The following is a 14589-nucleotide window of genomic DNA, read 5'->3' as shown; positions in this document are numbered from 1 at the left end:
TACCAAGGTTCTTGATGCTAAGTCAGAACCTCACTCCAAGACGTTAGCTAAAGCCAGCCGTCACACACCACTAACACGCCTCGCTATTCCTTCATTCGCTACTCCCTCCCCCGTACCTTATGGATTCACGCACTCACCACTTACTGCCAAAAGTAGGCATAATGGTCTACCTACTTTTTATTGGAATAAGCCCATGACACCTCCTACCAACCCTCAGAAAGAAAGCGCTCACGACCGGCTGTTGCATGCCGCCGCCCTCCTGTTCTACAACAATGGCATCGTGGCCACGGGTATAGACGCCATCGTCAAACGAGCTGGTGTAGCCAAGAAAAGTCTTTACAACAACTTTGCCTCTAAAGCCGATCTTGTGACGCAATACCTGCAGTTTCGTCATGCCGAATGGCTCTCTCTGTACGAGTCCCGTGTGAGCCAGACCCAAGGGCCAGCTGAACGGGTGCTGGCTATATTCGATGCCTATGCCGATCACGCCGAACATGCTTATGAGCGCGGTTTTCGCGGTTGTGGGTTACTCAACGCAGCCGCTGAGTTCCCAGCTGGGGATGTCGGCCGAGAGATCGTACGAAGCCATAAAGAAGAAGTAGAGGCACTCTTACACAAGCACTTGACCGAATTGCTGCCCGCCGATGGGGAGCGCGTCACACAGCTTGCCCGTCACCTAGCCTTCTTGCTAGAAGGTGGGATCGTCCGCGCCGGGCTAGAAGGCAATAGCGATTGCGTCATCCAGTCCAAGCGCATCGCAGCTTCGCTATTGGAAACCCTATGAACACCTCAGTGAATGAGCATTTCCTCGGAGTCGCTTGTGTCATACTAGCCGCCATACTATGAGGTACGACCGGCGTTTCTGCCACCTTCGCGCCGGAAGTTGGTGCGGCTGCGATCGGCGCGGCGGCCATGGGTGTCGGCGGTTTGCTACAAGCGAGTATTGCCATCCGCACTATCGCCCGCCATGCCCGTGCCTTGCATTCACAATGCCGTTGGCTACTATTGGGTGCATTAGCCGTCGCAATCTATCCCTTGGCCTTTTACGGTTCGATGCGCCTTGCCGGTGTGACGGTGGGCACCGTGGTATCTATCGGCACTGCACCACTGCTGTCGGCCATCATTGAAATGCTCATGGATGGCCTACGCGTCAGTATCCGATGGGTCATCGGAGCCATGCTCGGTCTACTAGGGATGGTATTACTCTGTCTTGCGGAAAGCAGTGGACACAATACACTTAGTGCGGCGCCTTCGATCTCACTCGGCGTGGTCCTAGGTCTACTGGCTGGCCTAACTTATGCGCTGTATTCCTGGGCCGCTCGTCGCCTGATGCAACGCCAAATTCCCGCCCGTGCCGCCATGGGATCCATTTTCGGTATCGGTGGGCTGCTATTGATGCCAGTGCTATTCACCACTGGCGCACCATTTCTCGCCTCTTGGAACAACGCCGCCGTAGGCATCTACATGGCGCTGGTGCCGATGTTCCTAGGCTACCTCTGTTTTGGTTATGGTCTGGCACGGATCCAGGCCAGCACAGCGACCACCATCACCTTACTGGAGCCAGTTGTCGCAGCCGCACTTGCAGCCGTCATTGTGGGCGAGCGACTCCCCAAGATGGGTTGGATCAGCGTTGCCCTTATTTTCGTGTGCCTAGTATGCATCACACTGCCCGCACACACACGCAAACAAAGCCCTGCAAAGCCTTCGCCCACCTCTGCCTAAGAAACAGCGTAATTGCGCATGGGTTGCAGCACCAAGGCCGAGTCAATGCTTGATGCCTGCAAAACGTTTTACAAACTGGTGTTGAAACGTCTGAGCCTTCGCACAGCCCGCTCTGTACTGCAACGCCGACTGAGCACTGTGGCTCCCCTAGACTAACAGCGATTAACCACAGCCACCTACGCTAGCGTGACTGTGGTATCAAACTTACTACGATACGTAGAGAAAAAGGTCCGTACATTTCTGACGTGGTTCGTTGCCGTAAATAACTTACCCACTAATTCATGATAAGCATTCATATCTGGTACTTGTAAAATCACAATAAAGTCAGGCCCACTCGTGACACGGTAGCATTGTTTTACAGAGCTTTCTGACACAACTAAGGCTTCAAAGGCATCAAACACTTCGGCCGATTGTTGGGTTAGATTGATCTCAACAATCGCAGTTAAATCGCTTCCTAGTGCTTGGGCATCTAACAAGGTGACGCGTTTTTGAATAATCCCCGTTTTTTCCAATCGCTTAACACGGCGTAAGCAGGTAGGAGGCGAGGAAAAGACTTTTTCAGCCAAGGCTTGATTACTGATAGAGGCATCCTCTTGTAAGACGTTCAAAATCCGTTTATCTAAATCATCTAATAACACCATCCTCACCCCGCTTTCTCTCAGTAAATATGAACAATCAAACACAGGATTTGAAATTTAATTTCAAAAATTACCTAATAATTTATTATACTTTAAACAAAACTATTCAATAAAATAATTATACATATTTTCATACAATTTTGATTTTTAATTTCAAGCATTTTATAGCAAAATAGCGAAATTACTTTTTTGGAGATAAGCTCATGTGTGGAATTGTAGGTGCTGTAGCGCAACGCGATATTACCCCTATTTTGGTAGAAGGTCTTAAACGTCTTGAGTATCGCGGTTATGACTCTTGCGGTGTTGCCGTTTATATGAATGGTGAATTAAACCGCGCTCGCAGTACACAACGGGTAGCAGAGTTAGCGCAGCAAATCAAAGCCGATGGCATCCAAGGTTTTACAGGCATTGCGCATACGCGCTGGGCAACCCATGGCGCACCCGCAACTCATAATGCGCATCCCCATTTTTCTGGTCAAGACAAGGGTTCACCCCGCATTGCGCTAGTGCATAACGGAATTATTGAAAACTACGAGGAATTACGTGAAGAGCTGATCGCCCAGGGCTACACCTTTGAAAGCCAAACAGATACTGAGGTGATTGCGCATTTGATGGATCACCTGTATCACGGCGATTTATTTGAAACACTCCAACAAACTGTCGCTCGTTTGAGCGGTGCCTATGCTATTGCCGTCTTTTGTCGTGATGAACCGCATCGTATTGTGGCTGCTCGCCAAGGTTCTCCGCTTGTCATTGGGCTAGGTGATAATGAACACTTTCTTGCCTCTGATGCCTTAGCACTCGCCGGCACCACGGATCAAATTATCTACTTAGAAGACGGTGATATGGCCGATCTTCAAATTTCAAACATTTGGATAGTAGATGCGAACTTAGCGCCTGTTGAGCGCAAAGTACATACGGTGTCAGCGTATACGGCAGCGGCTGACTTAGGCCCATACCGTCATTACATGCAAAAAGAAATTTTTGAACAACCACGTGCGGTAGCCGATACTTTACAAGATATTGAAAGCATTGATCCTCCGTTATTTGGTGAGGAGGCTGAAGCTATCTTTAAGCGCATCGATAATATTCTCATTCTAGGCTGCGGTACTTCTTATTATGCCGGTATGACTGCTCGTTATTGGATTGAAGCGATTGCTAAAGTCCCGGTCAATGTAGAAATCGCTAGCGAATATCGCTATCGTGAGAGCGTGCCCAACCCTAACACCCTAGTTGTGACGATTTCCCAATCAGGTGAAACAGCAGATACGCTAGCAGCACTCAAACACGCACGCGCTTTAGGCATGGACAACACATTAACCATTTGTAATGTCGCTAGCAGCGCCATGGTACGTGAATGTAAGCTAAATTACATTACCCGTGCAGGGGTGGAGATCGGTGTAGCTTCTACCAAAGCATTTACTACCCAATTAGTTGCACTGTTCTTATTAACCGTTGCCTTAGCCAAAGCCAAAGGTAGGATGACTCCAGAACTGGAGGCGAGCTATTTAAAACAGCTACGCCACTTACCAGTTGCACTTAGCTCGATCCTTGCACTAGAACCTCAAGTAATGGCATGGGCTGATCGCTTTGCTAGCAAGGAAAATGCCTTATTTCTAGGCCGCGGCTTACACTATCCTATCGCCTTAGAGGGCGCATTAAAACTAAAAGAAATCAGTTATATCCATGCTGAAGCCTACCCTGCGGGTGAGCTCAAACATGGCCCCCTAGCCTTAGTAACGGAAGCGATGCCTGTGGTGGTGATTGCACCGAATGACGAATTACTTGAAAAGCTCAAGTCTAATATGCAAGAAGTACGTGCGCGTGGCGGTGAGCTTTATGTGTTCGTTGATGCGGATACAAATATTAGCAGTAACCCTGGTATGCACGTCATTCGTATGCCGGAGCATTATGGCAAATTATCACCTATCCTACATACGGTGACCTTGCAGTTACTGTCTTATCACACAGCAGTAGCACGTGGCACCGACGTAGATAAACCACGCAATTTAGCAAAAAGTGTGACCGTGGAGTAAAGCCTATCTAAGCAGCTTTACTGCCTGAATAAATAATGCAACGAGCCGGCCACTGCTCTGCCAGCTCCTACACTCCTTGCATCAGCAAAATCGCCGGCTCGTTGACAAATAACAGCTAATTAAATCCCTTCATACTCAGAAAACTTATCGAACACAGCCTTCACAAAGTCATCGGATCGTGAGAACACTTCTTCACCTCGCTCTTCATCATCTAAAGCCCAAGCTAAACTTGCTTGCACATAATAGTGATCAAACACCGAGACGCACATTGATTGACTGCGCTTTTCATTCTCATTAATGAATCCGAGGCACTCGACCTCATGTCCCTTATCCGTCTTAAACTGCCTCTCAACCAAGCTTTCTTTGCCATCGCCAAGTGCCTGCCTCACCCCCTTATCAAGATGCTCCATCGCATCTTCCGCTTTCATATTGTCTGGCAACTTTTTCGCTGACACCAAGCTCGTGCGAGTCTTCTCATTATTGTTATAGCGAAGACTGACCGAACCATCGTCCGGATTACTATTCAATTCTGAAACCCAGATGTCCTCGTATACTGGGACCACATAAGCCATAATTGGATTATCTTTAATCCCCTCACTGATCGTTTTGTTCGTATTAATACTTCTTTTTTCAGCCATTGCGCTACTGACACTCAATGAACAGATACCCACCACAGTGAGCATTTGAATTAAGCATTTTTTGAACTTCATAATATCTCCTTGATTAACAGCTACATCAGCCACAGTGTAATCAATGAAAAAATTAGCTTTCGGGACATTTTGTAATTTTTTTTAACCACATAGGCTTGCTGAGCCACTGATAAAATGGTCCAAAGGCATAGGGCAGGGTCTTGTTTCAATTTGATACGTGCTTAAAAAGTCGCTGCACAGCAAAGCGCTGCGACATACGCTAAGATAATGTGATAGAAAAACTTACATATTTTTAATTTTTAATGAATGAGCAGATTTTAATTAATGTCACGCCGTTTGAAACGCGCGTGGCGATTGTTGAGCAAGGCACGGTGCAAGAGATTCAACTTGAGCGTAGCAATCAGCGCGGCAAGGTGGGTAATATCTACTTGGGCAAGGTCACTCGGGTCTTGCCAGGCATGCAGAGCGCCTTTATTGATATTGGCTTAGAGCGAGCGGCCTTTATGCATATTGCCGATCTCAGAGAGAATCGAGAGAGTCGACTCAATGACAATGTACAGGTACACATAGAAAAGGTCTTGTTTGAGGGACAAACATTATTAGTGCAGGTCATCAAGGATCCAGTCGGCACCAAAGGTGCGCGCGTTTCTAATCAAATCAGTATTGCGGGACGCGCCCTCGTTTATTTGCCTCACGATCCGCATATTGGTATTTCCCAAAAAATCGAATCCGAAGAGGAGCGTGAAGCGCTTAAAGCGCGTGTACAAAAGCTGATGGACCCTCAGGAAAAAGGCGGTTATATCATTCGTACCCAAGCAAGTTGGGCGACTGACGAGGAGCTAAAAAACGATCAGGAGTATTTGCGACTACGCTGGCAAAAAACCATTGATGAGATGAAAAAAAAGGGGGCACCCGCCCTACTCTATGAAGACCTAAGTCTGGCACAACGGGTGTTGCGTGATTTTGCAACCGCCGATACAGAAAGTATTGAAATCGATTCACGCACCATCAGTCAACAACTACAAGCATGGGCACAGGTTTATACCCCAGCGATAGCAGATAAAATTCGTCACTATACTGGACCACGCCCCTTATTTGATTTGGCCAATGTGGACGAAGAGATTAAGACTGCCCTCTCGCGTCGCGTCGATTTAAAATCTGGCGGCTACTTAATTTTTGACCACAATGAGGCCTTAACCAGTATTGATGTAAATACCGGTGGTTACATAGGGTTTAGAAATTTTCATGACACCATTTTTAAAACCAATTTAGAAGCTAGTCTTGCCATTGCCCGTCAATTGCGCCTGCGCAATACCGGCGGGATTATAATTATCGACTTTATTGATATGGATAATGTCGAACACCAAGAAGCGGTACTAGATGAACTGAGAAAAGCACTGGCCCATGATCGCACCCACACCACGGTCAATGGCTTTTCCAGTTTGGGCTTAGTGGAAATGACGCGTAAACGTACCCGCGACTCGCTTTTAAGCTTACTCTGTGAGCCTTGCCCCACTTGTGAAACCCGTGGGCAAATCCTGACGGCACGAACAGTCTGCTACAACATCATGCGTGAGATTTTACGTGAAGCAAAGCAGTTTAATCCTAAAGAATTTAGATTAATTGTGTCGCCACATGTGATTGATTTGTTTTTGGATGAGGAAAGCAGCTTTCTCAGCATGCTAGATGAGTTTATTGGTAAACCCATTAGTCTGGAAGTTGATAATAACTACACGCAGGAAATGTACGATATCGTATTGATGTAAGATCACAACGCCGTTGGGAACTAAAGCTCACAGCGGCGTCATTTCACTCGATTCAAATCAATTAACTGTGACCGGGTTGGATCCGAGCCTGCATTGCAATAATTTTTGCTTCAAGCTCCGGTGAGGTCTCTAGCGCAATTAAGGCGCTGTTTGAGTCCGGTCTTTGTTCAATCGTCAGATTAATATACTGCCCCTCAAACACTTGGGGATCGGCACCGATTTCAACATAACGACTTAATAAGCGATCAACCGAGGCCTGTGCTTGCTGCACGTAGGCCTCAAGATTGCTTTCATCGGCATCTTGAAAGGCATTTTCAATGGTCTTGGATAGATCCCAAGTAAAAAACATAAGTGCATTGGGACCTTTGACGTCCGGATGCTCATAGCCCCAATTTTCAATGGTGTGGTTCTTCACTTGATTCATAATATTTCTCCGAATAAATTACCCTATTGCCTTTATCATAGCAATAGGGTTTATGAGGTGTGCTGTAGCAAGGCTAAATGCTGAATTATGCCTCTTTAAACTGCATTTCGTATAGAGATTGGTACAGTCCGCTATTTTTCAAGAGCGCTTCATGACTGCCATCCTCAATAATCACCCCACCATCCAACACTAAAATACGATCTGCATTTTTAACTGTCGACAGGCGATGTGCGATCACAAAGGTGGTGCGTCCCTTCATCAAACGCTCTAAGGAGTCTTGCACCAACTTTTCAGATTCATTGTCCAAAGCCGATGTTGCCTCATCCAAAATCAATATTGGTGCATCTTTTAATAAAGCTCGGGCAATGGCTAAGCGCTGTCGCTGACCGCCGGATAACCACGAACCACTTTCGCCGATTTGGGTATTCAACCCCTCCGGTAACGTTTGTACAAAATCCCATAAATTCGCTGCTTCCAGCACCACTCGCAATTGCTCATCACTCGCGGCGTGATTAGAACCGTAGCGAATATTATCAGCAATGCTACCTTCAAATAAAACCACATGCTGACTCACCAGCGATAAATTATGACGCAAAGAAGCTAAAGTAAATTCATGGATTGGCGTACCATCAATCACAATTTGCCCAGCACTAGGCTCCACAAAACGCGGCAACATATTAACCAAGGTCGTCTTACCGCTACCAGAACGACCAACTAAAGCAATGGTTTGACCTGCCTTAACACGAAAGGACAGATGCTTAAGGACCTCAGCACTTTCCTCATTAAATTGAAAGGTAATGTCCTGAAACTCAATCAATGAGTCTGCCCGTACTGTGCAAATTTGCGTGCCCTCATCTCGTTCTTGCGGCGTATCAATCAGTTTGAAAACACTTTCAGCGGCAGCCATCATTTTTTGAGATTTACTGGCTAGATTGGTTAAACGACGTACCGGGTCAAAAATCTGCCCTAAGGCGGTGATAAAGGCAATAAAATCACCCGGCGTTAAACCACGTTCCGCCTGATGCAAGGCGACACTCACCACTGCTGCCACCGAAAAAGAGATCACCCACTGAGTCAGCGGTGACATTGCCGCATCCGCTGTGGCGGCACGCATCGCAAAAGCTCTTAAGCCTTGATTCACCCTTTCGAAGCGTGTTGTTTCACGCTCAAACCCGTCAAACAGCTTAATCACACGCTGCGCCTCAATCCCCTCCTTGACCGTAGAGGTTAAGACAGCATTCATATCTAAGGTACGACGGTTAATAGTACGTAGACGCTTTGCAAAATAGCCACCCACCAGCACAGAAAAGGGAAAGATGACGAGAATAATTAAGGTTAATTCCCACGATAGGTAGAGTAACAACGCTAGCATTGCGAGCACCACAAAGACTTCGCGCACTAAATTCGTCACCACCTCAGCCGCATGCTGAGTGACATTACCCGCATCAACGGTAAAGCGATTTAATAAGCGCCCACTATCACCCTTTTGAAACTCGGTATCTGGCATATGTAGCAGGCTGTCAAACATCTCTTTACGCATCCTAAAGAGCACTTTATTGGCCACCCAAGCCATCAAGTATTCGCCAAAAAAGTTAAAGACGCCACGAATAAACATCAGCCCAATAATGGCCAAGGGAATCAACCAAACAAAGTCGGGACGTGTGCCGGCAAAACCCTCGTCTAACAAAGGCTTCATCAAATAGGCCAAGGCCGGCTGCGTAGCAGAGGCGATCATAGTACATAGCACGGAAATGGCTAAGAACTTCCAGAACGAACCAACACGTTCAAAAATTCGACGCCATAAATTGCGCCGAACCGCCTTTTGCTGCGCTTTACTCAAATGCTCAATATCACTCACTCATGAACCTTATTATTAATAATTCACTGTGATTTTAACGGTTACGGCTAAAAAAGTGTAAAGTTTCAATAGTTGATTGAACTACATGCGCTTTAGCTATGAAAAAAATCTCACGAATTTTTATCCGTCTACCGAATTGGATTGGCGATGTCTGTATGAGCCTCTCCTCACTGAATGCCGTAATTGCTAGTGCTGATAAAGTCGTTATCTGCGCCAAACCATGGGCTCAAGATTTATTGGCTGGTTATTTACAAAGCACCCAAGTAAGCTTTTTAGCGATGAGTGGTAAGTGGCGCGAGGATGCTCGCACCATTAAACAATTTCGTAAAGCACATCCAGTGGCGGATGGGGAGGTCGGTTTATTACTGCCCGACTCACTAACTAGCGCACTTTGCTTTAAATTTGCCGGTTTAAGTAGCGCCGGTTATAAAGATGACGGACGCTCATTATTATTAAATTGGCCAATCAAAAAGCCTACACCCAAACCACATGCGGTTGAATCTTGGTTTTACTTAACTCGTAGTGCGCTCACTGAATGGGGCTTTAGTTGCCTAGCAGAGCCTAAAGAGACGGTTTTACTGCCACTCACCGATGAGCAATTAGCAGAAAAGGCAATGTATCAATCCCAGCATGGCTTAGAAAAAGGCGAGTTTATTCTTATTGCCCCCACCGCCGTCGGTCTACATAAGGGTAAAAATAAGGTTTGGCAAGGCTATGAGCAATTAACCCGCAGTTTACAAGCGCAGGGCTATCAAGTGCTGATGTGCCCACCACCAAATGAAGTTAAGCAAGCAACAGCTAACGCGCCTTCTGCCACCCTACTACCAGCCTTGGGTCTGGGTGCCTTTGCCGCCTTACTAAAAGATGCTGCCCTGGTTATCTGTAACGACTCTGGGGTCTCACATCTTGCGGCTGCGGTCAATGCACGCCAAATGACCTTAATCGGCGTCACGGATATGCGCAATACCGCACCTTGGTCACCCCAGGCCCTAATTTTAGGCGAAAACGGTCGCTGGCCTGAACAGCAAGAAGTGCTAGATACCGCCCTCCAATACCTTAAAGCAAGTTAGCAAAGCAGCCTCGTCCGTGCTACTTAAACCCACCCTCTAAAGCGATAAACCCAATAGCCAAGACATTCTTTAATAATTGAGCGACTAGCAACAAGGGCACGCATATTAGGTAAATAGGGATTAAAGTCCGGTTCATCCTTAGGTAAGACGATTTGCGGTGGATTAGGCGCTGCATAGGACTCAATGCCCAAATGATGAAATACGGCCATGGCCCGCGGCATATGTAAGGCGGAGGTTACCACCAGCAGTGAATTAATATGGTGCTTAGCCATGGTGCGCTGGGTAAATAAGGCATTTTCACGGGTGGTACGGCTAAAATCCTCACGAATAATCGCATCCGCCGGTACGCCTAAATGACGTAGGGCGGACTCCATGCCACGCGCTTCACTGATATCGCCCTCATTAGCCCCGCCGGAAACGATAATTTTAGGCGCTTTACCCAGCTGATATAGGGCCTCGGCCGTATCCACGCGACGATGGGTGGAACTGCCATCTAACTCGGGTTCAAACCAATTCTGTCGATTACCACCGGTATTACCACCTAGCACCACAATGGCATCCGTCATGGGTAAATCATCCATGCTCCTGACCGCATACTGTTCTTCTAAAAAAGAACCGACCTTGATTGAGGTGATGGGCAAAGACCATGCGCCCAGCCAAAGCGCCCCTGTGAGGACCAATAAAAGCGCAAAACGTCTTAAACGTATTAGATAAAAAACAATCCCTAGACCCAACAAAAATAAGGCAAGGTTTAGCGGAACTATCATTAAAACAAGAAAACTGCTGATTTGACTGGTGACTTCGCTCATGTTCTGGGGCTGCTCTGCTTAAAAAATATCATCGGATAACCATCAATGGCACGGTAGAACTGACTAATAATTAACCTCAATGCTTGAAATCTCTTCACGCGCCGACAATCCCTCCAACAATTGCGGATTTAATCGCACACGCCATTCCTCACCAAGCATAATCTCACATTGTGTAGCCGGATCGGGTTGATATTGGATTTTTACCGCCACACCGGGAAAGCCGTTTTCAGGCTCGGCCCTAAAAGGATTCATTAATACATGCAATTGCTTCGGACTAATGGCTTCATTTAACACCAAGGTGAGATCCGTTGCCACTGACTCTCTAGCCGATTGTAAATTATATAAAGCAGTCGCATTAATACGAATCGTATTATTAAAGCTGCTACGTGATACGCGTGCCTGCACCAACAATAAATCATCCGTATTAATTAAATGCCTACAACTTTCATATAAATGAGCATCACAGGTAACCTCAATTTGGGCACTGCCATCATCAATTAATAAAAAGTATAAACGCTCATCCTTATCCTTTAATTGAAAGGCGCGGCTAGCGGTTAATACGCCTGCCACCCATTGTGATGAACGTGACTCCTTTAAACTTGCCAAGGGTGTCGGCGCAAAGCGTCGCACCTCATCGCGCCACACATCAAATAAATGATGACTAAAGTAAAAGCCCAAGGCCCTTTTTTCCTCCAATAAGGCCTCGTAAAGGCTCCAGGGCTTAATGCCTTGAATCTCGTGGGCGACGATATCACCGCTATCATCACCAAATAAAGACACCTGATCGGCATTGAGCGCCTTTTGCTCAGCTGCCTCAATCGCTTTAGCGAGACTACCTAATAAGGCACGACGATTAGGCTCCAAGGCATCAAAGGCACCGGCACGAATTAAGGCTTCAATCGCACGTTTATTCACCGTATGACGATCGATGCGCGAGCAAAAATCATATAAATCCTTAAACTCGCCCCCAAGCTCGCGGGCCTTGAGAATATTCTCAATTGCACTCTCACCCACGCCCTTCACACCGCCCATGCCGTAGCGAATGGTACGAATAGTGCCTGATTCCTTTTGATGTTGATCAGGAACTGGCTCAAAACGGTACTGTGAGTGATTAATATCTACCGGCAAAATGCTTAAGCCATTATCCAAGGCATCGCGCCAGAAAATTTCGATTTTTGCCGTATCATCCATATCTGAAGATAAGGTGGCGGCCATAAATTCTGCTGGATAGTAATGCTTTAACCAAGCCGTTTGATAGGAAATTAAGGCATAAGCGGCAGAGTGTGATTTGTTAAAACCATAACCCGCAAATTTTTCCATCAGGTCGAACAGGTTTTTGGCCATCTCGCCGTCATAGCCTTTTTGAATCGCACCCTCTTCGAAGATTTTGCGATGTCGTGCCATTTCTTCAGGCTTCTTTTTACCCATGGCACGGCGCAACAAGTCCGCACCACCCAAGCTATAGCCACCAATAATCTGCGAAATCAGCATCACCTGTTCCTGATACACAATGACGCCGTAGGTACTTTCAAGGGTAGAAGTTAAGTCAGGATGGAAATAATCCACCTCGGCTCGACCATGCTTACGATTAACGAAATCATCTACCATCCCAGAGTCAAGCGGTCCCGGACGGAATAAGGCCAGTACCGCAATCACATCCTCAAAGGTGGAAGGCACGAGCTTGCGTAACAGCTCCTTCATGCCGCGAGACTCTAATTGAAAGACGGCGGTGGTATTGCCCTCGGACAGTAGTTGGTACGTTGCCGGATCATCTAAGGGCACCGCCATAATATCAAAGGCCTCTTGGCCCTGATTAAAGCGTTGCACATAACGCACCGCCCAATCAAGAATGGTCAGGTTACGTAAGCCCAAGAAGTCAAACTTTACCAGCCCGGCCTGCTCCACATCGTCTTTATCATATTGCGAGACCACACTCCCACTATGTCCCGGCTGGCAATAGAGAGGACAGAAATCGGTCAGCTTACCCGGTGCAATTAACACACCCCCAGCGTGCATACCGACGTTACGCACCAGGCCCTCAAGTGGCAACGAGGCATCAACAATGGACTTAACCTCCTCGTCTTGCTCATAACGTCGCCTAAACTCCGGCTCACCCTCCATGGCATCACTAAGACTCCATGGCTTTGCTGGGTTAAACGGAATTAATTTAGACAGTCCATCACATAGGGAATATGGCATTTCCAATACGCGACCAACATCTCGCACTACCGCCTTGGCTCCCAGGGTACCAAAAGTAGCAATCTGACTAACCGCATCACGCCCGTACTTTTCCTTAACATAATCAATGACTTTTTCACGCTGATCCTGACAGAAGTCAATATCAAAGTCAGGCATGGAAACCCGTTCCGGATTAAGGAAGCGCTCAAATAGTAAGTCATAACGAATCGGGTCTAAATCGGTAATGCCCAGTGAATAAGCGACCAGTGAGCCCGCCCCCGAACCTCGACCAGGACCTACCGGCACGCCATTGGACTTACCCCAGTTAATAAAGTCCTGTACGATCAGGAAATAGCCTGGAAAGCCCATATCAATGATGATTTTACACTCTAGCGCCAAGCGTTCTCGATAGGCTGGTTCTTGCTTAGCCCGTTCCTCAGCATCGGGAAATAAAAACTCCAGTCGCTTATCCAGACCTTGATGTGATAGGCTGATTAAATACTCGTCCAGCGTCATCCCCTCAGGGGTCTCAAAATCTGGTAAATTCGGCTTGCCGAGTTGAATCGTGAGATTACAGCGCTTGGCGATTTCCACGGCATTCATCGTGGCTGAAGGAATATCGCTGAACTTATCCAGCATTTCCTCTGAACTAGGAAAATATTGCTGCGAATTAAAGCGTTTGCTTCTATTGGCATTGGCTAATACCTCACCCTCAGCAATACACACCCGCACCTCATGCACATCAAAATCATCGGCTTTTAAAAACTGGATGGGATGGGTGGCTACCACCGGTAAGTGAGCCTCTTGAGCTAGCTTTAAAGCTTCTTGCACATAGCGCTCATCGCCCTCAAATCCCGCTCTTTGCAATTCAATATAAAAGCGATTAGGAAATAACTTAGCCCAATGCTCTGCCAAACTCAGCGCCTGCTCAAAACGACCGACCTCAAGCGCTTGACCGATATCGCCTGCGCGCGCCCCCGATAATAAAATCAAACCATCGGTTTCAGCAGGATCTGCCAACCATTCTGGCTTTAACTGACCCCGATCAATTTGTGGATTATCAATCCAGGAGCGGGAAATCAAGCGGCATAGTTGTAAATAACCGGCATGGTTACGAGCGATTAACAAGCAACGATAAGGCTTTTTTTCATCCTGCGGATTATCAATCCAAAAATCACAAGCGGCTATCGGCTTAATACCGGCTTGACGAGCTGCCTTATAAAACTTGATATAACCAAATAAATTACCCAAATCGGACAAAGCCAAGGCCGGTTGATTAAATGCCTTGGCCTGCTTAATCATATCGCCGATACGGATGGTACCGTCCACCACCGAATACTCGGAATGGGTTCGTAAATGCACAAACGCTGGGGTGGCTGACAGCTCAGCCGCACCAGACTCAGCGGTGGCGAGCAAGGTATCACTCATAATCTACTCT

The 14589-nt window shown here is 47.0% G+C and carries 11 protein-coding genes; 5 read left to right on the top strand and 6 right to left on the bottom strand.

Annotated features, from left to right (window positions below):
• Positions 1-193: 193 nt before the first annotated feature.
• Together A3GA_RS0102230 and A3GA_RS11155 are read left to right on the top strand one after the other, a co-directional pair.
• A complete protein-coding gene (locus tag A3GA_RS0102230; RefSeq protein ID WP_018025756.1) occupies positions 194-784 on the top strand; it encodes a TetR/AcrR family transcriptional regulator in 591 nt (196 codons plus the stop codon).
• A 128-nt stretch (positions 785-912) separates the two neighbouring features.
• A complete protein-coding gene (locus tag A3GA_RS11155) occupies positions 913-1722 on the top strand; it encodes a DMT family transporter (RefSeq protein ID WP_018025755.1) in 810 nt (269 codons plus the stop codon).
• Between the two features lie 176 nt (positions 1723-1898).
• Here the strand turns inward: A3GA_RS11155 and A3GA_RS0102220 are convergent, their stop codons facing one another.
• Positions 1899-2363, bottom strand: coding sequence for an Lrp/AsnC family transcriptional regulator (locus A3GA_RS0102220; protein ID WP_018025754.1), 465 nt, complete (start codon positions 2361-2363; stop codon positions 1899-1901).
• 200 nt (positions 2364-2563) lie between these two features.
• On the opposite strand from A3GA_RS0102220, the gene glmS reads away from it, so the two are divergent.
• Complete coding sequence (glmS, locus tag A3GA_RS0102215) at positions 2564-4396, top strand: glutamine--fructose-6-phosphate transaminase (isomerizing) (RefSeq protein WP_018025753.1); 1833 nt, start codon at positions 2564-2566, stop codon at positions 4394-4396.
• Between the two features lie 119 nt (positions 4397-4515).
• Here the strand turns inward: glmS and A3GA_RS0102210 are convergent, their stop codons facing one another.
• Positions 4516-5106: a hypothetical protein gene (locus A3GA_RS0102210; protein WP_018025752.1), complete on the bottom strand. Its 591-nt coding sequence runs from the start codon at positions 5104-5106 to the stop codon at positions 4516-4518.
• Positions 5107-5348: 242 nt separating this feature from the next.
• On the opposite strand from A3GA_RS0102210, the gene rng reads away from it, so the two are divergent.
• Positions 5349-6812, top strand: coding sequence for a ribonuclease G (gene rng, locus A3GA_RS0102205; protein ID WP_018025751.1), 1464 nt, complete (start codon positions 5349-5351; stop codon positions 6810-6812).
• Positions 6813-6873: 61 nt separating this feature from the next.
• Here rng and A3GA_RS0102200 read toward each other — a convergent pair whose 3' ends face one another.
• Together A3GA_RS0102200 and msbA are read right to left on the bottom strand one after the other, a co-directional pair.
• The gene (locus tag A3GA_RS0102200) at positions 6874-7236 is read right to left on the bottom strand and encodes a hypothetical protein (RefSeq protein ID WP_018025750.1); all 363 of its coding nucleotides are present in this window, start codon (positions 7234-7236) and stop codon (positions 6874-6876) included.
• An 85-nt stretch (positions 7237-7321) separates the two neighbouring features.
• A complete protein-coding gene (gene msbA, locus A3GA_RS0102195) occupies positions 7322-9094 on the bottom strand; it encodes a lipid A export permease/ATP-binding protein MsbA (protein ID WP_018025749.1) in 1773 nt (590 codons plus the stop codon).
• A gap of 98 nt (positions 9095-9192) precedes the next feature.
• On the opposite strand from msbA, the gene A3GA_RS0102190 reads away from it, so the two are divergent.
• The gene (locus tag A3GA_RS0102190; protein WP_026156756.1) at positions 9193-10164 is read left to right on the top strand and encodes a glycosyltransferase family 9 protein; all 972 of its coding nucleotides are present in this window, start codon (positions 9193-9195) and stop codon (positions 10162-10164) included.
• A 23-nt stretch (positions 10165-10187) separates the two neighbouring features.
• On the opposite strand, the gene A3GA_RS0102185 is transcribed toward A3GA_RS0102190, so the two are convergent.
• Both A3GA_RS0102185 and dnaE read right to left on the bottom strand, forming a co-directional pair.
• Positions 10188-10973 carry a YdcF family protein gene (locus A3GA_RS0102185; RefSeq protein ID WP_018025747.1) on the bottom strand — a complete coding sequence of 262 codons (786 nt, stop codon included), beginning with the start codon at positions 10971-10973 and terminating at the stop codon, positions 10188-10190.
• A 63-nt stretch (positions 10974-11036) separates the two neighbouring features.
• Positions 11037-14579, bottom strand: coding sequence for a DNA polymerase III subunit alpha (gene dnaE / locus A3GA_RS0102180; RefSeq protein ID WP_018025746.1), 3543 nt, complete (start codon positions 14577-14579; stop codon positions 11037-11039).
• Positions 14580-14589: the final 10 nt, after the last annotated feature.

This window comes from Oligella urethralis DSM 7531, from assembly GCF_000372065.1.
In the GTDB taxonomy this organism is placed as follows: Bacteria; Pseudomonadota; Gammaproteobacteria; order Burkholderiales; family Burkholderiaceae_B; genus Oligella; species Oligella urethralis.
The sequence above is the reverse complement of the archived record's forward strand: the minus strand, read 5'-3'. Positions and strand labels throughout refer to the sequence as shown.

What these genes read in the sequence shown, in the direction of transcription:
- A3GA_RS0102230 (WP_018025756.1), top strand. Translation starts at nt 194, where the DNA reads ATGACACCTCCTACCAACCCTCAGAAAGAAAGCGCTCACGACCGGCTG.
- A3GA_RS11155 (WP_018025755.1), top strand. Translation starts at nt 913, where the DNA reads ATGGGTGTCGGCGGTTTGCTACAAGCGAGTATTGCCATCCGCACTATC.
- A3GA_RS0102220 (WP_018025754.1), bottom strand. Translation starts at nt 2,363, where the DNA reads ATGGTGTTATTAGATGATTTAGATAAACGGATTTTGAACGTCTTACAA.
- glmS (WP_018025753.1), top strand. Translation starts at nt 2,564, where the DNA reads ATGTGTGGAATTGTAGGTGCTGTAGCGCAACGCGATATTACCCCTATT.
- A3GA_RS0102210 (WP_018025752.1), bottom strand. Translation starts at nt 5,106, where the DNA reads ATGAAGTTCAAAAAATGCTTAATTCAAATGCTCACTGTGGTGGGTATC.
- rng (WP_018025751.1), top strand. Translation starts at nt 5,349, where the DNA reads ATGAATGAGCAGATTTTAATTAATGTCACGCCGTTTGAAACGCGCGTG.
- A3GA_RS0102200 (WP_018025750.1), bottom strand. Translation starts at nt 7,236, where the DNA reads ATGAATCAAGTGAAGAACCACACCATTGAAAATTGGGGCTATGAGCAT.
- A3GA_RS0102190 (WP_026156756.1), top strand. Translation starts at nt 9,193, where the DNA reads ATGAAAAAAATCTCACGAATTTTTATCCGTCTACCGAATTGGATTGGC.
- A3GA_RS0102185 (WP_018025747.1), bottom strand. Translation starts at nt 10,973, where the DNA reads ATGAGCGAAGTCACCAGTCAAATCAGCAGTTTTCTTGTTTTAATGATA.
- dnaE (WP_018025746.1), bottom strand. Translation starts at nt 14,579, where the DNA reads ATGAGTGATACCTTGCTCGCCACCGCTGAGTCTGGTGCGGCTGAGCTG.